General features: G+C 61.1%; 19 protein-coding genes and 1 other RNA gene. 9 read left to right on the top strand and 11 right to left on the bottom strand.

The annotated features are described in order from the left end of the window. Window positions 1-137 precede the first annotated feature (137 nt). A complete protein-coding gene (gene ydiJ / locus M5G11_RS03410; protein WP_273909623.1) occupies window positions 138-3,158 on the top strand; it encodes a D-2-hydroxyglutarate dehydrogenase YdiJ in 3,021 nt (1,006 codons plus the stop codon). Window positions 3,159-3,220: 62 nt separating this feature from the next. Here ydiJ and M5G11_RS03405 read toward each other — a convergent pair whose 3' ends face one another. The 8 genes from M5G11_RS03405 to M5G11_RS03370 all read right to left on the bottom strand — a co-directional run bounded on the left by M5G11_RS03405 (window position 3,221) and on the right by M5G11_RS03370 (window position 12,681). Then, entirely contained in the window at window positions 3,221-4,000 is a 780-nt protein-coding gene (locus M5G11_RS03405) for a class I SAM-dependent methyltransferase (RefSeq protein ID WP_273909624.1), read from the bottom strand. A gap of 180 nt (window positions 4,001-4,180) precedes the next feature. Beyond that, window positions 4,181-4,572: a transfer-messenger RNA gene (gene ssrA / locus M5G11_RS03400) on the bottom strand. Window positions 4,573-4,675: 103 nt separating this feature from the next. Continuing rightward, window positions 4,676-4,951: a hypothetical protein gene (locus tag M5G11_RS03395; RefSeq protein ID WP_273909625.1), complete on the bottom strand. Its 276-nt coding sequence runs from the start codon at window positions 4,949-4,951 to the stop codon at window positions 4,676-4,678. Between the two features lie 146 nt (window positions 4,952-5,097). Next, a complete protein-coding gene (locus M5G11_RS03390) occupies window positions 5,098-7,908 on the bottom strand; it encodes an FAD-binding and (Fe-S)-binding domain-containing protein (RefSeq protein ID WP_273909626.1) in 2,811 nt (936 codons plus the stop codon). Beyond that, window positions 7,905-8,576 carry a LutC/YkgG family protein gene (locus M5G11_RS03385; protein ID WP_273909627.1) on the bottom strand — a complete coding sequence of 224 codons (672 nt, stop codon included), beginning with the start codon at window positions 8,574-8,576 and terminating at the stop codon, window positions 7,905-7,907. The genes M5G11_RS03390 and M5G11_RS03385 overlap by 4 nt, the downstream gene beginning before the upstream one ends. Beyond that, window positions 8,576-10,030 (bottom strand): LutB/LldF family L-lactate oxidation iron-sulfur protein, encoded by a 1,455-nt coding sequence (locus M5G11_RS03380; RefSeq protein ID WP_273909628.1) that lies wholly within the window; start codon window positions 10,028-10,030, stop codon window positions 8,576-8,578. Before M5G11_RS03380 ends, M5G11_RS03385 begins: the two co-directional genes overlap by 1 nt. Then, the gene (locus M5G11_RS03375) at window positions 10,027-10,851 is read right to left on the bottom strand and encodes a (Fe-S)-binding protein (RefSeq protein WP_273909629.1); all 825 of its coding nucleotides are present in this window, start codon (window positions 10,849-10,851) and stop codon (window positions 10,027-10,029) included. The genes M5G11_RS03380 and M5G11_RS03375 overlap by 4 nt, the downstream gene beginning before the upstream one ends. 141 nt (window positions 10,852-10,992) lie before the next feature. Continuing rightward, a complete protein-coding gene (locus M5G11_RS03370; RefSeq protein WP_273909630.1) occupies window positions 10,993-12,681 on the bottom strand; it encodes a lactate permease LctP family transporter in 1,689 nt (562 codons plus the stop codon). Between the two features lie 253 nt (window positions 12,682-12,934). Between M5G11_RS03370 and M5G11_RS03365 the strand changes: the two genes are divergently transcribed. Next, a complete protein-coding gene (locus M5G11_RS03365) occupies window positions 12,935-13,702 on the top strand; it encodes a GntR family transcriptional regulator (RefSeq protein ID WP_273909631.1) in 768 nt (255 codons plus the stop codon). 146 nt (window positions 13,703-13,848) lie between these two features. On the opposite strand, the gene smpB is transcribed toward M5G11_RS03365, so the two are convergent. Further along, window positions 13,849-14,331 carry an SsrA-binding protein SmpB gene (smpB, locus tag M5G11_RS03360; RefSeq protein WP_273909687.1) on the bottom strand — a complete coding sequence of 161 codons (483 nt, stop codon included), beginning with the start codon at window positions 14,329-14,331 and terminating at the stop codon, window positions 13,849-13,851. A 115-nt stretch (window positions 14,332-14,446) separates the two neighbouring features. Between smpB and M5G11_RS03355 the strand changes: the two genes are divergently transcribed. Both M5G11_RS03355 and M5G11_RS03350 read left to right on the top strand, forming a co-directional pair. Beyond that, window positions 14,447-15,850, top strand: a complete 1,404-nt coding sequence (locus tag M5G11_RS03355; RefSeq protein WP_273909632.1) for a sodium-dependent transporter — start codon at window positions 14,447-14,449, stop codon at window positions 15,848-15,850. Window positions 15,851-15,857: 7 nt separating this feature from the next. Further along, a complete protein-coding gene (locus tag M5G11_RS03350; RefSeq protein WP_273909633.1) occupies window positions 15,858-16,292 on the top strand; it encodes a type II toxin-antitoxin system RatA family toxin in 435 nt (144 codons plus the stop codon). A gap of 64 nt (window positions 16,293-16,356) precedes the next feature. Here the strand turns inward: M5G11_RS03350 and M5G11_RS03345 are convergent, their stop codons facing one another. Next, a complete protein-coding gene (locus M5G11_RS03345; RefSeq protein WP_273909634.1) occupies window positions 16,357-16,881 on the bottom strand; it encodes an outer membrane protein assembly factor BamE in 525 nt (174 codons plus the stop codon). A 97-nt stretch (window positions 16,882-16,978) separates the two neighbouring features. On the opposite strand from M5G11_RS03345, the gene fur reads away from it, so the two are divergent. Beyond that, the gene (gene fur / locus M5G11_RS03340) at window positions 16,979-17,383 is read left to right on the top strand and encodes a ferric iron uptake transcriptional regulator (protein WP_028944541.1); all 405 of its coding nucleotides are present in this window, start codon (window positions 16,979-16,981) and stop codon (window positions 17,381-17,383) included. Window positions 17,384-17,450: 67 nt separating this feature from the next. On the opposite strand, the gene recN is transcribed toward fur, so the two are convergent. Then, window positions 17,451-19,124, bottom strand: a complete 1,674-nt coding sequence (gene recN, locus M5G11_RS03335; protein ID WP_273909635.1) for a DNA repair protein RecN — start codon at window positions 19,122-19,124, stop codon at window positions 17,451-17,453. A gap of 229 nt (window positions 19,125-19,353) precedes the next feature. Between recN and grpE the strand changes: the two genes are divergently transcribed. From grpE to dapB, 4 genes are all read left to right on the top strand, one after another. Next, window positions 19,354-19,920, top strand: coding sequence for a nucleotide exchange factor GrpE (gene grpE, locus M5G11_RS03330; protein ID WP_273909636.1), 567 nt, complete (start codon window positions 19,354-19,356; stop codon window positions 19,918-19,920). Between the two features lie 102 nt (window positions 19,921-20,022). Then, complete coding sequence (gene dnaK / locus M5G11_RS03325; RefSeq protein WP_273909637.1) at window positions 20,023-21,939, top strand: molecular chaperone DnaK; 1,917 nt, start codon at window positions 20,023-20,025, stop codon at window positions 21,937-21,939. A gap of 193 nt (window positions 21,940-22,132) precedes the next feature. Continuing rightward, window positions 22,133-23,257: a molecular chaperone DnaJ gene (gene dnaJ / locus M5G11_RS03320; protein WP_273909638.1), complete on the top strand. Its 1,125-nt coding sequence runs from the start codon at window positions 22,133-22,135 to the stop codon at window positions 23,255-23,257. A 13-nt stretch (window positions 23,258-23,270) separates the two neighbouring features. Next, window positions 23,271-24,074: a 4-hydroxy-tetrahydrodipicolinate reductase gene (gene dapB / locus M5G11_RS03315; protein ID WP_273909639.1), complete on the top strand. Its 804-nt coding sequence runs from the start codon at window positions 23,271-23,273 to the stop codon at window positions 24,072-24,074. Window positions 24,075-24,201 lie beyond the last annotated feature (127 nt).

The raw sequence follows: 24,201 nt of genomic DNA, 5'->3' as shown, positions 1-24,201 counted from the left end.
AGAAATATCCGTTTGTGCCGGGGGTGAAGCTCCGGGATCATTGGCACAGCCAATTGCCTGAGGGTGAGCCAAGCATGCCCGGGCTGCAAGTATTCCGTATGACCGTGTTCAGCCAAAATTAAAGAAGCCATCCGTAGATGATTGCCCAACTGCCTCCCCGTGTTCCTGCTGCCGACTATTCCGAGTTCCTCGACGCACTGCGCGCCAAGGGCTTTCGTGGGCAATTCAGTGCCGACTACGCCACCCGTACGGTGCTGGCGACGGACAATTCCATCTACCAGCGCCTGCCCCAGGCGGCGGTGTTCCCGCTGGACGCGGACGATGTCGCGCAGGTCGCCGCCTTGATGGCCGAGCCGCGTTTTCGCCAGATCAAGCTGACGCCACGCGGCGGCGGCACCGGCACCAACGGCCAGTCGCTGACCGACGGCATCGTGGTCGACCTGTCCCGGCACATGAACAACATCCTTGAGATCAACGTCGAGGAGCGCTGGGTGCGTGTCCAGGCGGGGGTGGTCAAGGATCAGCTCAACGCGGCGCTGAAACCCCATGGGTTGTTCTTCGCTCCGGAGCTGTCCACCTCCAACCGTGCCACGGTCGGCGGGATGATCAATACCGACGCCAGCGGGCAGGGCAGTTGCACCTACGGCAAGACCCGCGACCATGTGCTCGAACTGCACAGCGTGTTGCTGGGCGGCGAGCGCCTGCACAGCCTGCCCATCGATGACCAGGCGCTGGCGCAGGCCTGTGCCGGGCCGGGGCGGGTTGCCGAGGTCTACCGCATGGCGCGGCAGATCCAGGAAACCCAGGCTGAGCTGATCGAGTCAACCTTCCCCAAGCTCAACCGTTGCCTGACCGGCTACGACCTGGCGCACCTGCGCGATGAGCAGGGGCGCTTCAACCTCAATAGCGTGCTGTGTGGCGCAGAGGGCTCGCTGGGTTATGTGGTGGAAGCCAAGCTGAACGTGCTGCCGATTCCGAAATACTCGGTGCTGGTCAACGTGCGCTACAGCAGCTTCATGGATGCCTTGCGTGATGCCAATGCATTGCTGGCGCACAAGCCGCTGTCGATCGAGACAGTCGACTCCAAGGTGCTGATGCTGGCGATGAAGGACATCGTCTGGCACAGCGTCGCCGAGTATTTTCCGGCGGACCCGGATCGCCCGACGCTGGGCATCAACCTGGTGGAATTCAGCGGCGATACCCGGGCCGAGGTGAGCGCCCGGGTGCAGGCCTTCGTCGAACATTTGCAGGGCGATACCGGCATTGAGCGCCTGGGCCATACCCTGGCCGAGGGCGGCGAGGCGGTGACCCGCGTCTACACCATGCGCAAGCGTTCGGTGGGCTTGCTCGGCAACGTCGAGGGTGAAGTGCGCCCGCAGCCATTCGTGGAAGACACCGCCGTGCCGCCGGACCGCCTGGCCGACTATATCGCCGAGTTCCGCGCACTGCTGGACAGCTACGGCCTGGCCTACGGCATGTTTGGCCACGTCGACGCCGGGGTGCTGCACGTGCGCCCGGCGCTGGACATGAAGGACCCGGCCCAGGCCGCGCTGGTCAAGCCGATTTCGGATGCCGTGGCGGCGTTGACCCTGCGCTACGGCGGCCTGTTGTGGGGCGAGCACGGCAAGGGCTTGCGCTCGGAATACGTGCCGGAGTATTTCGGTGAGTTGTACCCGTCGTTGCAGGCCTTGAAAGGCGCTTTCGACCCGCATAACCAGCTCAACCCAGGCAAGATCTGCACCCCACCGAACAGCCCCGAAGGGCTGCTCAAGGTCAACGAAGTCGACTTGCGCGGCGATTACGACCGGCAGATCGACGAGCGTGTCTGGCAGAGCTTCGGCAGCGCCGTGCATTGCAACGGCAACGGCGCCTGCTACAACTTCGACCCCAATGACGCGATGTGCCCCTCCTGGAAAGCCACCCGCGAGCGTCAGCATTCACCCAAGGGGCGTGCCTCGCTGATTCGTGAATGGCTGCGTTTACAGGGGGCGGCCAGCATCGATGTACTGGAGGCAGCGCGCAAGAAAACCTCATGGCTCAAGGGGCTGCCGGCGCGGCTGCGCAACAACCAATCGCGCGAGCGGGGGGAGGCGGACTTCTCCCATGAGGTGTACGACGCCATGGCGGGTTGCCTGGCCTGCAAATCGTGCGCCGGGCAATGCCCGATCAAGGTCAATGTGCCGGAGTTCCGCTCGCGCTTCCTTGAGCTGTATCACGGGCGCTATCAGCGGCCAATGCGCGATTACCTGATCGGCTCCCTGGAGTTCACCATTCCCTACATGGCCTACGCGCCCGGTTTGTACAACGCGGTGATGGGCTCGAAGTGGGTCAGCGGGTTGCTGGCGCAGCATGTCGGCATGCTCGACAGCCCGCTGATCAGCCGCTTCAACCTGCAGGCCACGCTGGCCCGTTGCAACGTCAAGCCGGCCAGCGTGGCGGCACTGCGCAAGCTGACCCCGGCGCAGCGCGAGCGCAGCATCGTGCTGGTGCAGGATGCCTTCACCCGCTACTTCGAAACGCCATTGCTGGCTTCGTTCATCGAGTTGGCTTATCAACTGGGGCACCGGGTGTTCCTGGCGCCTTACAGCGCCAATGGCAAACCGTTGCATGTGCAGGGCTTCCTGGGTGCATTCGCCAAGGCCGCGATTCGCAATGCCAGTCAGCTCAAGGCGCTGGATGAGTGCGGGGTACCGTTGGTGGGCCTGGATCCGGCAATGACGCTGGTGTATCGCCAGGAATACCAGAAAGTCCCGGGCCTGAACGCGGCGCCGAACGTTGCCCTGCCGCAGGAGTGGTTGATGGACGTGCTGCCGGAGCAGTCCGGTTCGGTTGAAGGCACGTTCCGTTTGATGGCCCACTGCACGGAAAAAACCAACGTGCCGGCCAGCACCCGTCAATGGGAGCAGGTGTTCGCTCGTTTGGGGCTGAAGTTATCCACAGAGGCGACCGGGTGCTGCGGCATGTCGGGTACCTACGGGCACGAGGCACGTAATCAGGAAACCTCGAAGACCATTTTCGAACAGTCCTGGGCGACCAAGCTGGACAAGGATGGCGAGGCGCTGGCGACCGGGTATTCCTGCCGTAGCCAGGTCAAGCGCATGGCCGACCGACAACTGCGTCACCCGCTGGAAGTGGTGCTGCAGTACGCCAAGCGCTAACCCTGAGCGCTAAATGGAAAAGCCCCGAATGGTCGGGGCTTTTTCTTGGGCGATGGCCCGGATCAGTTGAAGCTGATGTTGTGGCGCTGGCTGCCGTAGACGACCTTGGCTGCCGAAATCAGCTGGTGCGGGATCTCCACGAACGGGATATCGGAGTTGGTCAGGGCGATGTCGACCATCTGCACCATGATCGAATTCTTGCGCACCAGGATGACGTCCGACCAATCGGTGTTGGTCATGGCCAGCGGGATGAAGTCCGAGCGTTTGAGGAAGCTGCTCAAGGCTTCTAGCACGCCGAGGTTCTGCTTGGTGCCATTCAGGCTGTGGCAGCAGTCGTTGAGCAGCATGAAGCCGTCGGGGCCCACCAGGTCCTGGTAGTACATCAGGTCACGCAGGATGAACTCGTACTGGTGGCTGGCGTCGATGTAGACCACGTCGAACTTCTCGATGCCGGTGCGTGGCTGGATGGCGTCGATGGCGCTGATGGTATCGGCGCGAATGATGCTGACGTTGTCCTTGTCAGCAAAGCGATCTGCGCATTCCTGGTACAGCTTGTCGAAGGTTTCCTGCTCGTGCAGCGGGCCGCCATAGTAGTAGGCGTACTTGTCGACCGGGTCGACCCAGGGTGGAAGCTGGTCGAATGGGCTGTAGTCTTCGTTCGCGGCAGGGCTCCAGCTGTCGATCAGCACCATCTTCTCTGGTGACAGGGCGTTGTACAGCTTCAGTGCGTTCTCGCCCCGCAGTACACCCAGCTCCGCAATGACGGGCTGCTTGCCGTAGGCGGTGAACACCGCGTTGAGTACGTGATAGAACGTTTCTCGGTGTGTATTGCAGACTTTCATCCATTACCTACTGAGGTTCTGTTGCAAGAAAGGGCCGGTGTGCCGAGGCATCAAGACAGCGAAAGTAGCGGGGAATCGAGGCGTTGGCAATCGGGGTTTGGAGGAGGCGGACGGATTGCTTGCGGGCACAAAAAAGGCACTTGGGTTAGCCCCAAGTGCCTGATTCGTTTTTGCTGAATTTGGTGGAACCGGGGGGATTTGAACCCCCGTCCGCCAGTACTCCGCTGTCGGTCCTACATGCTTAGCCGTGTCTATTGAGTTAATCCGCAGCCGCCCGACGGGCAGGGTGCTTTGGACGAGTTGTGTAAGTTTTAGCCACTTCGTCCACAACGTACTACGCGGCGATCCTGTTCTGTATGACAATCATTTTGGGTTTACAGGCATCCCCTGATGATTGCTGGAGCCGAAGCTACCAGGAGAGCGGGCTCAGCTGCTTACGCAGCGAGAGCGTAACCCTCGTAGTTTTCGTCATTGGCAACTATAGAAAGTTGCAACAGTGGATTTACGAGTTCTGTTACCAACTCGGCATGCACCTAGAGTTTCGCGACCGGCGTCGAATCCTAAACGGCCCCATTTTTTGCTCTAGATCAAGCGTTCTTTCGAGCGCTTGGGTCGGAGTATACGCCATCGGCCGGGCGACGTCGACAGCTGGCCCTGTTGCCCGGCCTGTGCGCGTTACTGCCCGCCTTTTTCGGTTTTTTCCATTCGGCTGATGATCTTGCTGGTGATGGCCACGCACTCCTTGGTGTCGCCGGTGGCCTGGGCTGCCTTGGCTTTTTCCAGTCGTACTTCGAGCGAATCATCAAGGCTCTCGGAATTAGAGACCTGCGCCGCGGGCATGTTGTCGTTGATCTTCTGCAGGTTGCTGGCACACAGGTCTTCGGCCGCGAATACAGGGGAGGCAAGCAGGGTGCTGGCAAGGAACAGTCCGGAAATCGCAGTACGCTTCATGTGAATCTCCTTGGCTGGGAAGGCCTCGGGAAATGGGTAGGCCTATCGAGATGGACTGTCTCGCTTGCCAGGGGTTCAGCCCCCGTGATCGACGGCAGCCGCATCGCGGGCCCAGCCCGTTCGAACGGGCTGGGCCCGCGATGCCTTTAAATTGCCCTGGCCCGAGTAACCCGGTCCACGAGATAGACTAGCCCGTGGTAATCGATGCCACCATGATTCGACAAACCGATCTCGCAGGTGCGGCTGGTCGAGATCCCTTCGCTGCAGTACTGCACCGCATCCTTGAGGCTGCGCAGCGAGTGAGCATTCAGTTCGGGGGTGGTGAACCCCTTGTCACCGGCGAAGCCGCAGCAGTGAATGCCTTCCGGAATCACCACCTGCTTGCTGCAACGCCGTGCCAGGTCGATCAGCGCCTGGCTCTCGCCCAGGTGCTGGGTACTGCAGGTGACGTGCACCGCGATTGGCGCCTCCTGCGGCGTGAACTCCAGCTTGTCGACCAGGTGGGTGCGAATGAAACGCACCGGGTCATACAGGTCCAGCCGGGTTTCAGCCAGGTCCTGCACCAGGCGCAGGGTGCAGGGGCTGGTGTCGCAGTAGATCGGGTCAAGCCCGCCACGGCTGGCCTGCAACAAGGCGGCAATCAGCTCCTGACGCTTGTGCTCGGCCTGTTCGGCGTAGCCCTTGGACGCAAATGGCTGGCCGCAGCAGAGGTTGTCCTGATCGTGCGGGAACACCACCTGGTAGCCCGCCTTCTCCAACAGTGCCCGGGTCTTGTCCAGCAGCGAGGTCTGCTCCTGATCCCCTGCCGCAGGCCCCATCACCCGCGAGACACAGGCGGCCAGGTAGACCACGCGCGGCCGTGCATCGTTGCTCGGCGGGCTGAAATGCACGTTGCTGAGCGCTTGCGGCATGGCCGCGGTCCACTGCGGCAGGCGCCCACCGCTGGCCTTGCTCAAGCCTGCGCTGATGCGCCCGAGGCGCGGCGCACCGAGCAGCTTGCGGGCGCCGTTGGCTGCGCTCAAGGTCAGCCGCGCACCGCCCAGTACGGTATGGAAGTTGTCGGCCAGCCAGTTGGCCGTCTTGGCGTGCCCGGCAGCCTGGCTGCGCAGTTTCTTCACCAGCTCGCCGGTGTTGATACCCACGGGGCAACGCTGGGCGCACAGCCCCGTGGCAGCGCAGGTGTCGATGCCCTGGTATTGATAGTCGCGCTCCAGTGCATCGGTGTTGATGCCCGCACGCTTTTTCGCCTGGATATCACGCCACATCACGATGCGCTGGCGCGGGCTGAGGGTCAGCCCCTTGGATGGGCAGACCGGCTCACAGAAGCCGCACTCGATGCATTTGTCGACGATCTCGTCGGCCGCTGGCAGTGGCTTGAGGTTTTTCAGGTGAATCTGCGGATCGTCGCTGAGCACGACGTCCGGGTTGAGAATGCCGTTAGGGTCGAGCAGGCGCTTGAGCGCCCACATGAGCTGATAGGCGTCATGGCCCCATTCCAGCTCGACGAACGGCGCCATGTTGCGTCCGGTGCCGTGTTCCGCCTTGAGCGAGCCGCCAAACTCCACCGCCACCAACTGTGCCACGTCATCCATGAAGGCCTGGTAGCGCGCGACCTCTTCGGTGCTGTTGAAACCCTGGGTAAAGACGAAGTGCAGGTTGCCTTCCAGCGCATGGCCGAACAGGATCGCTTCGTCGTAATGGTGCTTGTCGAACAGCTCGATCAGGCGGTTTACGCCGATTGCCAACTGTTCGACCGGGAAGGTCACGTCCTCGATGATCACCGTGGTGCCGGTCTTGCGCACCGCGCCGACGGCGGGGAAGGTGTCCTTGCGGATCGCCCAGAGCTTGGCGTTTTCCCTGGGGTCTTCGGTGAAGTCGATCTGCTTTTCTACCGGGAAGGACACCAGCGCCCCCATGATTTGCGCCAACTGCTCATGCAGCAGGGCCTGGGTGGCGGCACGCGATTCGATCAGTAGCGCGCAGGCGCCTTCGGACAGTTGCTGCACGAAGGCCGGCATGCCCGGCTTGTCCTGCACCGAGCGCAGGCTGCGTCGATCGAGCAGCTCCACCGCTGACACCGGCTGGCTTTTCAGCACGGTGACGGCGTTGCAGCAGGTCTCCACGTCAGGGAAGACGATCAGCGCCGAGGCCTTGTTCGGGTGGTCGATCACCGTGTCGTAGGTAACCGCGCTGATAAAGCCCAGGGTGCCCTCGGAGCCAACCAGCAGGTGGCTGAGGATGTCCAGTGGCTGGTCGTAGTCGATCAACGCGTTCAGCGACAGCCCGGTGGTGTTCTTCAGGCGGTACTTGTGGCGGATTTTCGCAGCCAGTTCGGTGTGCGCACGGGTTTCGCGGCCCAGCCGGGCCAGCTCATCGAGCAGCGTTGCATGGCTGTGTTCGAAGGCGGCCACGCTGGCCGGATCTTCGGTGTCCAGGCTGGTGCCATCGGCCAGCACCAGGCGTATGCCGGCCAGGGTGTGATAGGTGTTCTGCGCGGTACCGCAGCACATGCCGCTGGCGTTGTTGGCGACGATGCCGCCGATCTTGCAGGCGTTGATCGAGGCCGGATCCGGGCCGATCTTGCGCCCGAATGGCGCGAGCCAGGCATTGGCCTGGGCGCCGATCACGCCCGGCTGCAGGCGGATTTGCAGGCCTTGGTCGCGGATCTCGCGGCCGTTCCAGTTATCGCCCAGCACGATCAGCACCGAGTCACTGATCGCTTGCCCGGAAAGGCTGGTACCCGCGGCGCGGAAGGTGACTGGCACCTGATCACGCTGGGCCAGCTTGAGCAGGGCAACCACTTCAGCTTCGGACTCGACTCGCACCACCAGCTTGGGGATCAGTCGATAGAAGCTGGCGTCGGTGCCGAAGGCCAGGGTCGAAGTCGGATCATCGAAGCGGCGTTCGCGTGGGATCAGTTGCTCGGTGTCACGTAAAAAGGCGGCAGGCAGGCTCATTGGTCCTCCAGGATCAACAGCACCAGGTCTTTCGGGCCGTGGGCGCCATAAGCCAGTACCTGTTCGATGTCGGCGGTTTTCGACGGGCCGGAAATCAGCAGGGCATTGGTCGGCATGCCGGCGGCCCAGGCGAATTTCTGCTGCACCTCATAGAAGTTGTTGTGTACCTCGCTGGCCTTGAGCAGGGCGAAATGCACGGGCGGCACCAAGCTCATCAGGCGCGGCTCTTGCGGCGTCGGCCAAACGATCAGGCTACCGGTGGAAGCGATTGCGCCCAGGGTGCCGGTAAGGCTGGCCGGGGTGTCGTTGAACAGCTCGGCTTTCCATTCCTCTACCGGGCGATCATAGGCCTTGAGGGTCGGCAGGCCTGCATTGGCGTCCCAATGCGCCGCCAGTTGCTTGCCATGCGGCGTCGCTGGTGAAACCAGCAGGCTAGGCAGCTGACGCTCGTGCAGCAAGCGGGCAAGCAAGGCAGGCCAGGCGTCGCCAGTACTCAGGTGAATCTCGGTGTGCACGGCTTCCATCTGCTTGCGCAGTTGGGCGATGCGCTGCTCGGGCGGGTAGCTCCAGGGCTCGGTGACCAGGGCTTCGTCGAAGTTGTCGGCCAGCGGCGTGGTGCCCACCAGGCTCTTGCGCAATTTGGCGAGGATGTTCTGTTTGGCGCTCATCAGTGTCGGTCCTGCTTGGCCAGGTGTTCGCGGGCCAGCTCATGCAGCGAGCGGGCAGCCGGTTTCGGTGCGCTGTGGTTTTGCGTCCAGGGCCCGACATTGCTGGGCACCAATTGCCGCAGCCGGGTGGCGAAGAAGCCGAACAGGCGATAGAGCGTCGGCGAGGTGTTCAGTCGTGCCCAGAAATTCCAGATCAGGCGCTCCTTGCGCGAGTACTTGCTGCCTTGGCCGCGCATCACCTGATTAGGGCTGTCTGGCGCCTTGACGTTCTCTTCGCGCAGGCGTCGCAGAATCGCCGGGATCGGAATTTTCACCGGGCAGACCTCACCACAGGCACCGCACAACGACGACGCGCTTGGGTGGTCGGGAACATTGGCCAGGCCAACCATGTGCGGGGTGATGATCTTGCCGATCGGGCCGGGGTAGACCTCGCCATAGGCATGCCCGCCGATGCGGGTATACACCGGGCAGTGGTTCATGCAGGCGCCGCAGCGGATGCAGTTGAGGGTCTGGCGCAGCTCGCTGTCGGCAAACGCCTGGCTGCGGCCGTTGTCCAGCAACACCAGGTGCACTTCCTGCGGGCCATCGAGTTCTTCGGGCTTACGCGGGCCGGAGATCATGTTGACGTAGGTGGTGATCGGTTGGCCCAGCGCCGAGCGGGTCAGCAGCGACAGCAGCGGGACCACGTCACGCATGTGCTCGACGACTTTCTCGATCCCGGTCACGGCAATGTGCACCGGCGGGACGGTGGTGGACATGCGGCCGTTGCCTTCGTTCTCCACCAGCAGCAGGGTGCCGGTTTCGGCCACGGCGAAATTCACCCCGGAGACACCGACATCGGCCTCGAAGAATTTTTCGCGCAGCACGCGGCGACCGATCTGGATGAGTTGGTCAACGTCCTTGGTGTACTCCACGCCAAGTTTGTCGTGGAACAAGGACGCGACCTGGCCGGCGTTCTTGTGGATTGCCGGCATAATTATATGAGAAGGCTTCTCGTGGTCGAGCTGGACGATGAACTCGCCCATGTCCGATTCCAGGCATTCAATACCCTGTTCAGCGAGGACATGGTTCATCTCCATCTCTTCGCTGACCATCGATTTGCCCTTGATCACTTGCCGCGCCTCGTGAGCCCGGATGATCGAGAGGACGATGCCATTGGCCTCGTCCACCGTTTCCGCCCAGTGTACCTTCACACCGTTGCGAGTCAGGTTCTGTTCCAGCCGCTCGAGCAAGTCGGGCAGCTTGGATAAAGCACGTGCGCGAATGGCGTTACCCAGTGCGCGCAGGTGCTCACGTTCGTGCGCATCGCTGAATGCCACGGCGCGCTTGGTCATCAGCGAATCCATGGCACTGCGAAAGTTGTTGCGCAGTTGCTTGTCGCCCAGGGCCGTGTGGGCCCGAGCGCGAAAATCCTCTTCGACCGCGACGGTCGGAATCAGCGCCGGAGAGCTCATTGGCCACCCCCGGTGCGCTGCCAGAGGAAGCTTGCCAGGTGTTGCCCGCGCAATGCTTCGTGCTGTTTTTCCAGGGCGCCATTGATGTTCATCAGGCAACCGCAGTCGGCGCTCACCACCTGATGGGCACCGGAATCCTTCAGGGAGCGGGTCTTGTCTGCAACCATCGCGCCGCTGATGTCTGGCATACGGACGCTGAAGGTCCCGCCAAAGCCACAACATTCGCTTTCATGGTCGTGTTCGACTCGTTCCACATTGCCCAGTTGTGCCAGCAAGGCACGCCCGTGCACATGGGTATTCATTTCCCGGCGTGCCGAGCACGAGGTGTGCAGGGCGATCTTGACCGGGTTGCCACTGTCGTTCAGTTGCACCTTGCACACGTTGAGCAGGAACTCGGCCAGCTCGAAGGTCCGTTCGGCCAGGGCCTGGACCTGTTGCAGGGTTGCCGGCTCGTCCTTGAACAAGTCGGCGTAATGTTCGCGAATCATCCCGGCACACGAGCCGGAAGGCACAACCACCGGGTACTCACCGGCAAACAGCGCCAATTGCGCGCGCGCTACGTCACGGGCCTGCTCGGTGTAGCCGCTGGTGTACGCCGGCTGGCCGCAGCAACTTTGCCCCTGGGGAAACTCGACGCGAATACCTTCGCGTTCCAGCAGGCGAATCGCGTCCATCCCGGCTTCGGGGTAGAACAGGTCGAGTACGCAGGTCCCGAAGAGGTAGACCTTTGCCGGTTTCACTGGCGGATAAATCCGCGGTTGGGGCAGTGGCGGTGCGACGCGGGTGGCGTTGGGCACGGCGTTGTAGAACAGCTCGCTCATCAGGCGTGTCTCCGGGTGGGCCCGGTTATCCGTCCATCAAGCCTGGCGAAAGGTATCGGGTGAAGCTTTCGCCAGCCTTGCAGACCGGGTTATTGAACAGCGTGCGCCGGTGGTCCGGCGCGCGGTTTATTGCAGACTAGATCAGTGCACCAGCATGCCGGTCAGCCAGTACGCCTGGACCAGGGTGATCAGGCCGACGATGGTGGCAAAGAACAGGCTGTGCTTGAGGGTGAAGCGGAACAGGTCGGACTCTTTGCCTACCAGGCCGGTAGCGGCGCAGGCCACGGCGATCGATTGTGGCGAGATCATCTTGCCGGTCACGCCGCCGCTGGTGTTCGCCGCCACCAGCAAGGTGTCGTTGACTCCGATCTGGTGCGCAGTGGTGGCTTGCAGCGAGCTGAACAGCGCGTTGGACGAGGTGTCGGAACCGGTCAGGAACACGCCCAGCCAGCCGAGGAACGGCGAGAAGAACGGGAACGCCGCGCCAGTGCCCGCCAAAACCAGGGCCATGGTCGAGGACATGCCCGAGTAGTTGGTGACGAAGGCGAAGGCCAGCACCATGCCGATCGACAGGATAGGCCAGCGCAGCTCGTAGAACGTTTCTTTGAAAGTGGTCAGACCAGTTTTGAAGTTGATCTTCAGTACCAGCATCGAGATCAGCGCGGAGAAGAAGATCGCGGTGCCGGTGGCCGAAATCGGGTCGAGCTTGAACACGGCCGGGATGGCAGTTGGCGCGGCAACGATTGGCGCGGTCTTGATGACCAGTTGATCAAGGTGTGGGATGGCGAAGTTGAACACCCAGCTGTACATCGAGCCGCCGGCGGCGAACATCGCCTTGAACGGTTTCAGGGTCCAGATGGTGACCAGCACGGTGAGGATCAGGAACGGCGACCAGGCCTTGAAGATCTCGCCGAGGCTGTAAGGCGAAGGCTGCATGTTGCGCACCTGGCCGAAACCGCCAGTGCTTTTCACGGCGGCTGCGCCAACGCTGCCGGTGGCTTCGGTGAAGGCCCGCTTGGGCTGCCAGACCTTGAGGAACAGGGTCAGGGAGATCAGGCTGGCCAGGGCCGAGGTGATGTCCGGCAGTTCCGGGCCGATGAAGTTCGAGGTGAAGTACTGGGTCACGGCGAAGCTCAGGCCAGCCACCAGGGCGGCAGGCCAGGTTTCCTTGACGCCGCGCAGGCCGTCCATCATGAACACCAGCCAGAACGGCACGAACAGCGACAGCAGTGGCAGCTGGCGGCCGGTCATGGCGCCGATCTTGAAGGCGTCGATACCGGTCACCTGGCCGGCGACGATGATCGGAATGCCCAGGGCGCCGAAGGCCACCGGCGCGGTGTTGGCTATCAGGCAAAGGCCGGCGGCGTACAGCGGGTTGAAGCCCAGGCCTACCAACAGGGCGGCGGTGATCGCCACCGGGGCGCCGAAGCCGGCGGCACCTTCGAGGAAGGCGCCGAAGCAGAAGCCGATCAGCAGCACTTGCAGGCGCTGGTCATCGGTAATCGACAGCACCGAGCTGCGGATCACTTCGAACTGGCCACTCTTGACCGTCAGTTTGTAGAGGAACACCGCCGCAACGATGATCCAGGCGATAGGCCACAGGCCATAGGCAAAACCGTAGCCGGCTGCGGCGAGCGCCATGTCGGCAGGCATCTGGAAGGCGAAGATTGCAACGAGGATCGACAGGCCCAGGGTGATGCTGCCTGCGACGTGGCCCTTGAGGCGGAACACGGCCAATGCCAGGAAGAAGAACACGATGGGAATAACTGCCGCCAGAGCGGACAGGCCGAGACTACCGAGCGGGCTATAGAGTTGTTGCCAGGTTTGCATATGGGGTGGCCCCTAATTGTTGTTGGTCAGGCACTGGCATTGGATAATTGGTAATACCAATTTACAATGTCGAGGCGCTAGGTTAAAAGCCTCGCTGTGGGTGTGTCAATTTGCCTCGGCAAAACTTTTTTCGAATGCCGTGGGAAGGGGCGACTGAGGGGTAAGGAAATTTGCCAACTGGAGGGTGTGGGGCAAGCGCGGATAGGCCAGAATAGACGGCCCCGTAAGCACCCGGGATTGTGGAGAGCATGTGATGGTTTTCGACCAGGTCCGCCAGCGCCGTTTGTCCGACGATATTGTCGAGCGGCTTGAGGGGATGATTCTTGAAGGCTCCTTGACGGCCGGTGAGCGGCTGCCTGCTGAGCGCGCGTTGGCGGAGCAGTTCGGCGTATCGCGGCCTTCGCTGCGTGAGGCGATCCAGAAACTGGTGGCCAAAGGGCTGCTGGTCAGCCGGCAGGGCGGCGGCAATTATGTGGCCGAGGCGCTGGGCACGACGTTCAGCGATCCGCTGTTGCAGTTGCTTGAATGCAATCCGGAAGCGCAGCGTGACCTGCTGGAGTTTCGTCACACGCTGGAAGCGTCATGCGCCTATTACGCGGCGATACGCGCAACCTCGGTTGATCGCGACCGGCTCAAGGCGGCATTCGACGCGTTGCAGGACTGCTATAGCCGGGTCGATGAAGTCAGCCGGGCGGAAGAGGGCATGGCTGATGCACGTTTTCACCTGGCGATAGCCGAGGCCAGCCACAACGCGGTGCTGCTGCACACCATTCGCGGCCTGTTCGATCTGCTCAAGCGCAATGTGGTGACCAACATTGGCGGCATGTACAAGCAGCGCAGTGAAACCCGCGACATGCTGATTTCCCAGCATCGAGAGCTGTACCTGGCGATTGTCGAAGGGCGCGCCGAAGATGCCCGAGCGGTGTCGAGCCGGCACATTCTGTATGTGCAGGAGGTGCTGGAGGAGGTGCGTCAGGAGGTTCAGCGCGAAGCGCGAGCAGAGCGGCGCAAGGGCCGTTGAGCTACTTGTAGCCGCTGCCGACAGGCTGCGCTGGAGCCCGCTCCCAAAGGCGGCGCCTGCTACGCAGGCGAGCGCAGCCTGACGGCAGCGGCTACAGAGAGCTGGCAATGCCAGCTCTCACAGGTTCAACGTCTGGCTGTCAGGCCTTAGTCTTCCTTGCCTTTGTTGCGTACCGCGCGTTGCAGCTCGCGGTTGGAATCACGTTCACGCTCGGTATCGCGCTTGTCGTATTCCTTCTTGCCTTTACCGAGCGCAATCTCGCACTTGATCAAGTGCTTGCTCCAGTAGATCGACAATGCCACGCAGGTGTAACCCTTCTGCTGCACGGCAGCATGCAGGCGCTCGAGCTCGCGGCGGTTGAGCAGCAGTTTGCGGGTACGGGTCGGGTCGGCGATGACGTGGGTGCTAGCGGCTGTCAGCGGCGTGATATGGCTGCCCATCAGCCAGGCTTCGCCATCCTTCAGTACCACATAGCTGTCCACCAGATGCGCCTTGCCGGCACGCAGACTTTTTACTTCCCAACCGGACAGGACCAATCCGGCCTCGAATTTATGCTCGATGAAGTAATCGTGACGCGCCTTTTTGTTCTGCGCGATGGTCCCTGTCGGATGTTTCGTTTGTTTAGCCATAGGGGCGGCATTATAGGCAGGAGTTGCGCTGACGGCTACGGGGTAGCAGTGCGCTTGAGCCGCAGTAGTGAATCCCGGACAATGCGCGCTCTTTTTTCCTAAGTTGAGCGTGTTGATGTCGACGGACAAGGTTTCTGTCCATGGTGGCTGGGCCAGTCGCTGGGTATTCGTGCTGGCGGCAACCGGCGCCGCGGTGGGCCTGGGGAGCATCTGGAAGTTTCCCTACATGGTCGGCGTCTACGGCGGTGGCGCATTTGTGCTGGTATTCCTCGCCTGTATCGCGTTGATCGGCATTCCGGTGATGCTGGCCGAAACGCTGATCGGCCGACGTACCCGGCAAAGCCCGGCCAATGCCCTGCGTGACCTGGCGCTTGAGTCCGGGCATTCTCCGCGCTGGTCGTGGTGGGCCTTCGCTGGCATGCTCACGGCGCTGCTGATCCTGTCTTTCTACAGTGTGGTGGGCGGCTGGTCGTTCGATTACATCCTCGACATGGGGCGCGGCGACTTCCAGGGCGTCACGGCCGATCAGGTGGGCGCCTACTTCAACAATGTGATCAGCGACCCATGGCGCCTGGTGCTCTGGCACACGGTGTTCATGCTGTTGTCGGCGGTGGTGATTGCGCGAGGTGTGGTTGGGGGGCTGGAACGCAGCCTGCGGATCATGATGCCGTTGCTGTTCGTGCTGTTGCTGATGCTGCTGGGCTACAGCCTGACGACCGGACACTTCATGCAAGGTGTCCACTTCATGTTCGATTTCGACACTTCGCGCCTGCTCGACGGCTTGTTGCCGGCGATGGGGCACGCGTTCTTCTCCTTGAGCGTGGGGGTGGGTTCGCTGCTGATCTACGGCGCCTACATGCCGAAAAACGCGTCTATCAGTGGCACCATCGTGGTGGTCGCGCTACTGGACACCTTTGTCTCGTTGCTGGCGGGGCTGGCGTTGTTCCCGATCGTCTTTGCGGCAGGCTTGAACCCCAGTGAAGGGCCAGGGTTGATGTTCGTCGCGCTGCCTTTTGCCTTCGGTAATGTGGCCTTCGGCCAGTTGATGGGCGTCGTATTCTTTGTTCTAGTGGCAGTTGCGGCATGGAGTTCGGCCATTTCACTGCTGGAGCCGATGGTCGCCTACCTGGTTGAGCGTACCGGCGTGCGCCGGCTATGGATCACCGCAGGCCTGGCATTCAGTTGCTGGCTGGTGGGCTTGGGTACGGTGTTTTCGTTCAATATCTGGCAACAGGCTCGATTCTTTGTGAGCGATGAAACCGGCATGCACCTCTACCAGTGGGGTGCTACGACCGGGCTGGATTTCTTCGGGGTGATCGATTTCTTCACTTCCCGGATCATGCTGCCATTGGGTGGCTTGTGTTTCGTGATTTTCGCCGGCTGGATCATGGGTCGTGAGACTGTGCGTGACGAACTGAACATGCGCAGCCCGCTGTTGTTTGCTTTTACCTTTTTCTTGATGCGCTATGTGGCGCCCCTCGGCATTCTGGTTGTGTTTGCCGCTCAGCTTTGGAAATGACGCCTCGATGACTACTCATATTCAACGTTCGGCCCTGCTGCCTTACCCTGCCCAGGTGCTCTACGACCTGGTCAACGATGTGGCGCGTTATCCGGAGTTTCTGCCGTGGTGTTCGGCAAGTACCGTGATGGAGTCGAGTGACACGCACATGCGGGCACGGTTGGAGGTGGCCAAAGGGGGCATGAGCCAGCAATTTGTTACCCGTAACGTGCTGGTGCCGGGGCAATCCATCGAAATGAACCTGGAAGAAGGACCGTTCACCCAGCTGCACGGCATCTGGGTTTTCAAGCCATTGGGGGAGAAGGCCTGCAAGATCAGCCTGGATTTGTCCTTTGACTACGCCGGGCCACTGGTGCGCGCAACGCTGGGGCCGCTGTTCAATCAGGCGGCCAACACTTTGGTGGATGCATTCTGTCAGCGTGCCAAGCAACTCAGCAGTTGAGTAGAAACAAGCGGCCACAAAAAAGCCCGGACAAGTCCGGGCTTTTTTATGCGCTACGCAGCGGTTACTGCGGCGAGGTGTCCAGCGGCTGTTGCACCGGAACCGGCATGACTTCGATGGTATCGACGTCGCGCTGGATTTTTTCTTCCAGCGAGCCTGGCTTGGCCGGGGTTGCCTTGACCGGCTGCTCGGCGCCTTGGGCCGGGTTGACCGTCGTGCTGCTTTCGTTGCCGAGGATTTCCTGGTCACGGCTTACGCCTGGCATGAAGTCACCGGACAGGTTGGCGAGCTGGTCATTGGCGTTGAAGAACACACTCATGCGTTCTTGCTGACGCTGACCGCCACCTGGCTGCAGGCTGTACAGGTAATCCCACCGATTGGTGTGGAAGGTATCCTGAATCAGCGGGTTGCCCATGATAAACCGTACTTGCCGGCGGGTCATTCCCGGGCGCAATTGGTCTATCATGTCCTGTGTGACGACATTGCCCTGCTGGATGTCGATTTTGTAAACCCCGGGGAACGAGCAACCGGCGAGTGCGAGCAGTCCCACGAAGGTGAGGCTGGTTAGCAAGAGCTTGGTGTTTTGCATCGGTGGGCGACTTCCACTATCTTGGCTGGACAACGTAAACCCCGATCATACCCGTATTCAGAGAAGCTGCGAAGCAGCATCGGCGAGAAAGCTGACCATGGTTGAAAATAGCGAATTACGCAAAGCCGGTCTCAAGGTGACCCTGCCTCGAGTCAAAATTCTACAGATGCTCGACTCTACCGAGCAGCGTCACATGAGTGCCGAGGATGTTTACAAGGCATTGATGGAGGCTGGTGAGGACGTTGGCCTAGCGACCGTTTATCGCGTTCTGACCCAGTTCGAGGCTGCTGGCCTTGTTGTGCGTCATAACTTTGATGGCGGTCACGCGGTCTTCGAACTGGCAGACGGCGGCCACCACGACCATATGGTCAACGTGGAATCCGGCGAAGTCATCGAGTTCTTCGACTCCGAGATTGAAAAGCGTCAAAAGGAAATTGTGGCTGAGCACGGCTTCGAGCTGGTGGACCACAATCTCGTGCTGTACGTACGCAAGAAGAAGTAAGCGTCAGTATCAAGCACTGAAGGCGACCCTGGGGTCGCCTTTGTGCTTTCTGGGGGAGGGGTTTGAATCAGGCCTTGCTGGTCACCACCATCTTGCGGGCGTGAGCCAGGGATTCCTTGGTCAGGTCAATGCCGCCGAGCATGCGCGCAACTTCTTCTACCCGCTCACGTTTGCCCAGGTTGGCAACTGCCGTGTGGGTGGCATCGCTGTTGCGAACTTTATGCACAAATAAATGGTGATGGCCCTGGGCTGCTACTTGCGGCAAATGGGTCACGGTCAGTACCTGGCCGCGGTCACCCAGTCGGCGCAATAGCTGGCCGACGATCTCGGCCGTTGGGCCGCCGATACCCACGTCCACCTCGTCAAAGACCAGTGTCGGGATGCGCGAGGTCTGTGCGGTGATGACCTGAATGGCCAGGCTGATACGTGACAGTTCGCCGCCAGAGGCGACCTTGGCGAGGCCTTTGAGTGGCTGGCCGGGGTTCGCACTGACCAGCAGCTCGACTAGTTCGAGGCCATAGGGCTGCAAGTCATCGCTGGAGTTGGCGTGCAGTTCGATGCTGAAACGTCCACCCGGCATCCCCAGGCGTTGGATCTCTTGCTCCACGGCGGCGGCGAGCTGGGTGGCAGCCTGTTGGCGCAATGCGCTTAGCTCCGCGGCTTTCTCGTGATAGTGGCGGGCGTAGGCCGAGAGCTCGTCGGCCAGGCGCTCGATGGACTCATCATTGGCGTTAAGGCTTTCGATCTCTTCCATCAGGCGTTGTTGCAGGTTGCTCAGTTCGCTCGGGTGAACGCGATGTTTGCGCGCCAGGGTGTAGAGCGTATCGAGCCGTTCCTCAAGGGATTGCAGGCGTGCGGGGTCGGCGTCGAAGTTGTCGAGGAAGCGATTGAGCTCGCCGACCGCTTCCTCGACCTGAATTTGTGCGCTGGCGATCAGGTTGACGGCCTCGCCGAGCGCCTTGGGTGCACTTTGTACGGCGGTGAGCCGGTTGAGGCTGGCGGTCAGGGCGCTCAGGACATTGCCCGAATCGCTTTCGCTGCAGTGGTCGATCACCTGGCGGCAAATCCCGAACAGCGCTTCGGCGTTGGTCAGGTTTTTATGTTCTTGCTCCAATTGCTCTAGTTCGTTCTCGCCCAGCGCGACGTTTTCCAGCTCTTCGAACTGATAGCTGAGCAGTTGGTGGCGCGCGCGTTGTTCATCACCCGAATTGGACAGGCGCTCGAGCTCTTGGCGGGTCTGGCGCCAGCGTTGGGCGGCCAGTTGTACCTGGCGTGCGAGGTCGATGGCCCCGGCATATTCATCCAGCAGGCGGCGATGCGTGTCGGTTTTGAGCAGCGACTGGTGTTCATGTTGGCTGTGGATGTCGATCAGCAGCTCGCCAAGCGCCTTCAGGTCGCTGAGCGGGCAGGGCGTGCCATTGATATAGCCGCGGCTGCGGCCCTCAGCGGTGATCACCCGACGCAGGATACAGGGGCCGTCACTGTCCAGGTCGCGCTCAGCCAGCCAGGTGCGGGCTTCGGGGATATCGATCAGGTCGAAGGTGGCGAGGATGTCGGCCTTGTCGGCGCCTGGGCGCACTACGCCGCTATCGGCACGATCGCCCAGGGTCAGGCCCAGGGCGTCGAGCATGATCGATTTACCGGCCCCGGTTTCACCGGTGATGACGCTCATCCCGCGGGCGAGTTCGAGGTCCAGGTGTTCGACGATGGCGTAATTGTGTACGGACAGGTGCACCAGCATTGGGGCGGCTCCCAGGCGTTAAGTCTGGTTATTTATACAGTGTTTTTAAATCAGCTGACAATGCTTGCCTTTAGTTCGATTCGCTTTGCGCGGGAGCGTTTTGATCGCAAGGGGTTATGAGCGGATTCGGTTCAGCGCAAATCCAGCCCTTGAAGCTTGATTTTACGACCCCATATACCCGGCAGACGTGCGAGTCGAGCTCGCTGATGAAATTGAAAGGAGAGATTTTATGGCTGACGAACAGATGCTGGATGAACAGAATCTGAACGCTGACAAGTCCGCAGAGGCGGCCAGCGAAGACGTAGGCGCCCGCGTACAGGCGCTCGAAGAGCAACTGGCGGCGGCCCAGGATCAATCCCTGCGTGTGGCTGCTGACCTGCAAAACGTGCGCCGTCGCGCCGAGCAGGATGTAGAGAAGGCACACAAGTTCGCACTGGAAAAATTCGCTGCCGACTTGCTGCCGGTCATCGATAGCCTGGAGCGCGGCCTGGAGCTGTCCAGCCCGGACGACGAAAGCATCCGTCCGATGCGTGAAGGGATCGAGCTGACCCTGAAGATGTTCCACGACACCCTCAAGCGCTACAACCTCGAGGCCATCGACCCGCACGGCGAACCGTTCAACGCCGAGCATCACCAGGCGATGGCCATGCAGGAAAGCGCCGAGGTCGAGCCGAACAGCGTGCTCAAGGTGTTCCAGAAGGGCTATCAGCTCAACGGGCGTCTGCTGCGACCTGCCATGGTCGTGGTCAGCAAGGCCCCGGCACCAGTTTCGCCTTCGATTGACGAGAAGGCTTGAAATTAGCTGGGCGGCCCCCATCTAGGTGTCAAGCGTTTAAGTGCTACCGCAGTTGGCAACCACCGCTGCGGCAACCAAATCCAAAGTTTCGGGAGAGTTAACATGGGCAAAATCATTGGTATCGACCTGGGGACCACCAACTCCTGCGTCTCCATTCTGGAAAACGGCAACGTCAAGGTTATCGAGAACGCCGAAGGCGCTCGTACCACTCCTTCGATCATTGCTTACGCCAACGACGGCGAAATCCTGGTTGGTCAGTCGGCAAAACGCCAGGCTGTGACCAACCCGCACAACACCCTGTACGCAGTAAAGCGTCTGATCGGTCGTCGTTTTGAAGAAGATGTCGTTCAAAAAGACATCCAGATGGTTCCGTACAAGATCGCCAAGGCTGACAACGGCGACGCTTGGGTTGAGGTGAACGGCCAGAAAATGGCACCGCCACAAATCTCGGCTGAAATCCTCAAGAAAATGAAGAAAACCGCCGAAGATTACCTCGGCGAGGCAGTGACTGAAGCGGTCATCACCGTGCCTGCCTACTTCAACGACAGCCAGCGTCAGGCCACCAAAGACGCCGGTCGTATTGCCGGTCTGGACGTCAAGCGTATCATCAACGAACCGACCGCAGCCGCACTGGCTTACGGTATGGACAAGGCCAAGGGCGATCACACCGTGATCGTGTACGACCTGGGTGGCGGTACCTTCGACGTTTCCGTGATCGAAATCGCCGAAGTCGATGGCGAGCACCAGTTTGAAGTGTTGGCCACCAACGGTGACACCTTCCTCGGTGGTGAGGACTTCGACATCCGCCTGATCGACTACCTCGTCGAAGAGTTCAAGAAAGAAAGCGGCATGAACCTCAAGGGTGACCCGCTGGCAATGCAGCGTCTGAAAGAAGCCGCTGAAAAGGCCAAGATCGAGCTGTCTTCGAGCCAGATGACCGACGTCAACCTGCCGTACATCACTGCAGATGCCACCGGTCCTAAGCACCTGAACGTGAAGATCTCCCGCGCCAAGCTGGAGTCGCTGGTCGAAGACCTGGTTCAGCGCACCATCGAACCTTGCCGCATTGCCTTGAAAGACTCGGGTATCGACGTCAGCAAGATCGACGACGTGATCCTGGTCGGTGGCCAGACCCGTATGCCGCTGGTGCAGAAGGCTGTTACCGATTTCTTCGGTAAAGAAGCGCGTAAAGATGTCAACCCTGACGAAGCTGTTGCCATGGGTGCCGCGATTCAGGGTGCCGTTCTGGCCGGTGACGTGAAAGACGTGCTGCTGCTGGACGTCAGCCCGCTGACCCTGGGTATCGAAACCATGGGTGGCGTGATGACCGCGCTGATCGAGAAGAACACCACCATCCCGACCAAGAAGTCGCAGGTGTTCTCGACGGCTGATGACAACCAGGGCGCCGTGACCATTCACGTCCTGCAGGGCGAGCGTAAGCAAGCTGCACAGAACAAGTCGCTGGGCAAGTTCGATCTGGCCGACATTCCACCTGCTCCACGTGGTGTGCCGCAAATCGAAGTCACCTTCGACATCGACGCTAACGGCATTCTGCACGTAGGTGCGAAAGACAAGGCTACCGGCAAGACCCAGTCGATCGTGATCAAGGCCAACTCCGGCCTGTCGGACGAAGAAATCGAGCGCATGGTGCGTGATGCCGAGGCCAATGCCGAGGAAGACCGCAAGTTCGAAGAGCTGGCCGCAGCCCGTAACCAGGGTGATGCACTGGTTCACTCGACCCGCAAGATGGTCGCGGACGCTGGCGACAAAGTGACTGCCGAAGAGAAAACCGCGATCGAAGCGGCCGTGGTTGCCCTGGAAACCGCTGTCAAAGGCGACGACAAGGCTGCCATCGACGCTAAAGTCGAAGAGTTGTCCAAGGTCTCCGCACCTGTTGCGCAGAAGATGTACGCCGAGCAGGCCGAGCAACCGCAAGCGGGTGCCCAGGCTGCTGAAGAGCCGGCCAAGCACGACGATGTCGTCGACGCCGAGTTCGAAGAAGTAAAAGACAACAAGTAAGCAATTGCTGGTTGTCGGCCGGTTGACTGCTATCAAGCGGTGACTGGTAGGATGTCGCCGCGCGGGAGCTTGCTCCCGCGTTGGCGTGTCTGGAATACCCGAATTTTTACAGCATTTGACAAGGCTCAGGTGCTGGCGGCACAGCGCTACATGCGCAGAGGTTTGCCGAACGTCCTCAAGAGTGCAAAGACTTATGGCAAAGCGTGACTATTACGAGGTTCTAGGTGTCGAGCGTGGCTCGAGCGAGGCCGACCTGAAGAAGGCCTATCGCCGCCTGGCGATGAAGCACCACCCGGACCGTAATCCTGATGACAAGGAGTCGGAAGAGAAATTCAAGGAGGCCAACGAGGCCTACGAAGTACTCTCCGATGCCAGCAAGCGTGCAGCCTATGACCAATACGGTCATGCCGGCGTCGACCCAAGCATGGGTGGCGGTGGTGCTGGCTTCGGCGGTGCGAACTTCTCCGACATCTTCGGCGATGTGTTCAGCGACTTCTTCGGTGGCGGTCGTGGCGGTGGTCGCGGTGGCGCCCAGCGTGGCAGCGACCTGCGTTACACGCTGGAACTGAACCTGGAAGAAGCGGTGCGCGGGACCACGGTCAATATCCGTGTGCCGACATTGGTCAACTGCTCGCCGTGTGATGGCTCCGGTGCCAAGAAAGGTTCGTCGGCATCGACGTGCCCGACCTGTGGCGGTATCGGCCAGGTCCGCATGCAGCAAGGCTTCTTCTCCGTGCAGCAAACCTGCCCGCGCTGCCAGGGGCAGGGCAAGATCATTACCGACCCATGCACCTCGTGCCATGGCGAAGGTCGTGTCGAAGAGTACAAGACCCTTTCGGTCAAGGTGCCAGCAGGCGTGGATACCGGTGATCGCATTCGCCTGTCGGGTGAAGGCGAGGCGGGCGCCATGGGCGGTCCGACTGGCGACCTGTACGTGGTGATCAATGTGCGTGAGCACGCGATCTTCCAGCGTGACGGCAAGCACCTGTATTGCGAAGTGCCGATCAGCTACACCGATGCGGCGCTGGGCGGCGAGTTGGAAGTGCCGACCCTGGATGGTCGGGTCAAGCTGAAGATCCCTGAGGGGACTCAGACCGGCAAGCAGTTCCGTCTGCGTGGCAAGGGTGTTGCCCCGGTACGTGGCGGCGGTGCGGGCGACCTGATGTGCCGGGTGGCGGTTGAAACCCCGGTCAACCTCAGCCGTCGTCAGCGCGAACTGCTCGAAGAGCTGCGCACTTCGCTGGACAGTGACAGCTCCCACTCGCCCAAGGCCAGTGGCTGGTTTGAAGGCGTAAAGCGCTTTTTCGGCGATCTGTAAGAAGGAATAAGGCATGCGACGTATAGCGGTAATGGGCGCGGCAGGGCGGATGGGCAAGACCCTGATCGAAGCCGTGCAGCAAACTCCGGGCGCCGGCCTGACGGCTGCCGTGGATCGCCCCGACAGCACGCTGGTGGGCGCTGATGCGGGCGAATTGGCGGCGTTGGGGCGGATCGGTGTGCCATTGTCCGGTGACGTGGCGAAGGTGGCGGATGAGTTCGATGTGCTGATCGACTTCACCCATCCGTCGGTAACCCTGAAGAACCTGGCGTTCTGCCGCAAGGCTGGCAAGGCCATGATCATCGGTACGACCGGGTTCAGCCCTGAAGAGAAGCAGTTGCTGGCCGAGGCGGGCAAGGAAATCCCGATCGTCTTTGCGGCGAACTTCAGTGTTGGTGTCAACCTCTGCCTGAAGCTGCTGGATACCGCTGCGCGCGTGCTGGGTGACGAGGTGGATATCGAGATCATCGAGGCCCACCACCGTCACAAGGTCGATGCGCCGTCGGGCACTGCCCTGCGCATGGGTGAAGTGGTTGCCCAGGCGTTGGGTCGCGACCTGCAGGAAGTCGCGGTCTATGGCCGTGAAGGCCAGACCGGTGCGCGTGATCGCCAGACGATCGGCTTTGCCACGGTGCGAGCGGGTGACGTGGTGGGTGACCACACCGTGCTGTTTGCTGCTGATGGTGAGCGTGTCGAGATCACCCACAAGGCTTCCAGCCGCATGACCTTCGCCAAGGGCGCGGTGCGTGCCGCACTGTGGCTGGACGGGCGTGAGCCTGGCCTGTACGACATGCAGGACGTTCTCGACCTGCGTTGATGCCCATGAAGAGAGGCTGCCTTGACAGCCTCTTCTTCCGCGTGGGAGCCGGCATTGCCGACAATTGGCTGTCTCGCAGTCATGAATGTTTTCTGAGGCCGTCCTGGCCCCGCACTGCGCTCTGTCG

It is taken from the genome of Pseudomonas fontis (assembly GCF_028656955.1).
Taxonomy (GTDB): Bacteria; Pseudomonadota; Gammaproteobacteria; order Pseudomonadales; family Pseudomonadaceae; genus Aquipseudomonas; species Aquipseudomonas fontis.
The sequence above is the reverse complement of the archived record's forward strand: the minus strand, read 5'-3'. Positions and strand labels throughout refer to the sequence as shown.

What these genes read in the sequence shown, in the direction of transcription:
- ydiJ (WP_273909623.1), top strand. Translation starts at nt 138, where the DNA reads ATGATTGCCCAACTGCCTCCCCGTGTTCCTGCTGCCGACTATTCCGAG.
- M5G11_RS03405 (WP_273909624.1), bottom strand. Translation starts at nt 4,000, where the DNA reads ATGAAAGTCTGCAATACACACCGAGAAACGTTCTATCACGTACTCAAC.
- M5G11_RS03395 (WP_273909625.1), bottom strand. Translation starts at nt 4,951, where the DNA reads ATGAAGCGTACTGCGATTTCCGGACTGTTCCTTGCCAGCACCCTGCTT.
- M5G11_RS03390 (WP_273909626.1), bottom strand. Translation starts at nt 7,908, where the DNA reads ATGAGCCTGCCTGCCGCCTTTTTACGTGACACCGAGCAACTGATCCCA.
- M5G11_RS03385 (WP_273909627.1), bottom strand. Translation starts at nt 8,576, where the DNA reads ATGAGCGCCAAACAGAACATCCTCGCCAAATTGCGCAAGAGCCTGGTG.
- M5G11_RS03380 (WP_273909628.1), bottom strand. Translation starts at nt 10,030, where the DNA reads ATGAGCTCTCCGGCGCTGATTCCGACCGTCGCGGTCGAAGAGGATTTT.
- M5G11_RS03375 (WP_273909629.1), bottom strand. Translation starts at nt 10,851, where the DNA reads ATGAGCGAGCTGTTCTACAACGCCGTGCCCAACGCCACCCGCGTCGCA.
- M5G11_RS03370 (WP_273909630.1), bottom strand. Translation starts at nt 12,681, where the DNA reads ATGCAAACCTGGCAACAACTCTATAGCCCGCTCGGTAGTCTCGGCCTG.
- M5G11_RS03365 (WP_273909631.1), top strand. Translation starts at nt 12,935, where the DNA reads ATGGTTTTCGACCAGGTCCGCCAGCGCCGTTTGTCCGACGATATTGTC.
- smpB (WP_273909687.1), bottom strand. Translation starts at nt 14,331, where the DNA reads ATGGCTAAACAAACGAAACATCCGACAGGGACCATCGCGCAGAACAAA.
- M5G11_RS03355 (WP_273909632.1), top strand. Translation starts at nt 14,447, where the DNA reads ATGTCGACGGACAAGGTTTCTGTCCATGGTGGCTGGGCCAGTCGCTGG.
- M5G11_RS03350 (WP_273909633.1), top strand. Translation starts at nt 15,858, where the DNA reads ATGACTACTCATATTCAACGTTCGGCCCTGCTGCCTTACCCTGCCCAG.
- M5G11_RS03345 (WP_273909634.1), bottom strand. Translation starts at nt 16,881, where the DNA reads ATGCAAAACACCAAGCTCTTGCTAACCAGCCTCACCTTCGTGGGACTG.
- fur (WP_028944541.1), top strand. Translation starts at nt 16,979, where the DNA reads ATGGTTGAAAATAGCGAATTACGCAAAGCCGGTCTCAAGGTGACCCTG.
- recN (WP_273909635.1), bottom strand. Translation starts at nt 19,124, where the DNA reads ATGCTGGTGCACCTGTCCGTACACAATTACGCCATCGTCGAACACCTG.
- grpE (WP_273909636.1), top strand. Translation starts at nt 19,354, where the DNA reads ATGGCTGACGAACAGATGCTGGATGAACAGAATCTGAACGCTGACAAG.
- dnaK (WP_273909637.1), top strand. Translation starts at nt 20,023, where the DNA reads ATGGGCAAAATCATTGGTATCGACCTGGGGACCACCAACTCCTGCGTC.
- dnaJ (WP_273909638.1), top strand. Translation starts at nt 22,133, where the DNA reads ATGGCAAAGCGTGACTATTACGAGGTTCTAGGTGTCGAGCGTGGCTCG.
- dapB (WP_273909639.1), top strand. Translation starts at nt 23,271, where the DNA reads ATGCGACGTATAGCGGTAATGGGCGCGGCAGGGCGGATGGGCAAGACC.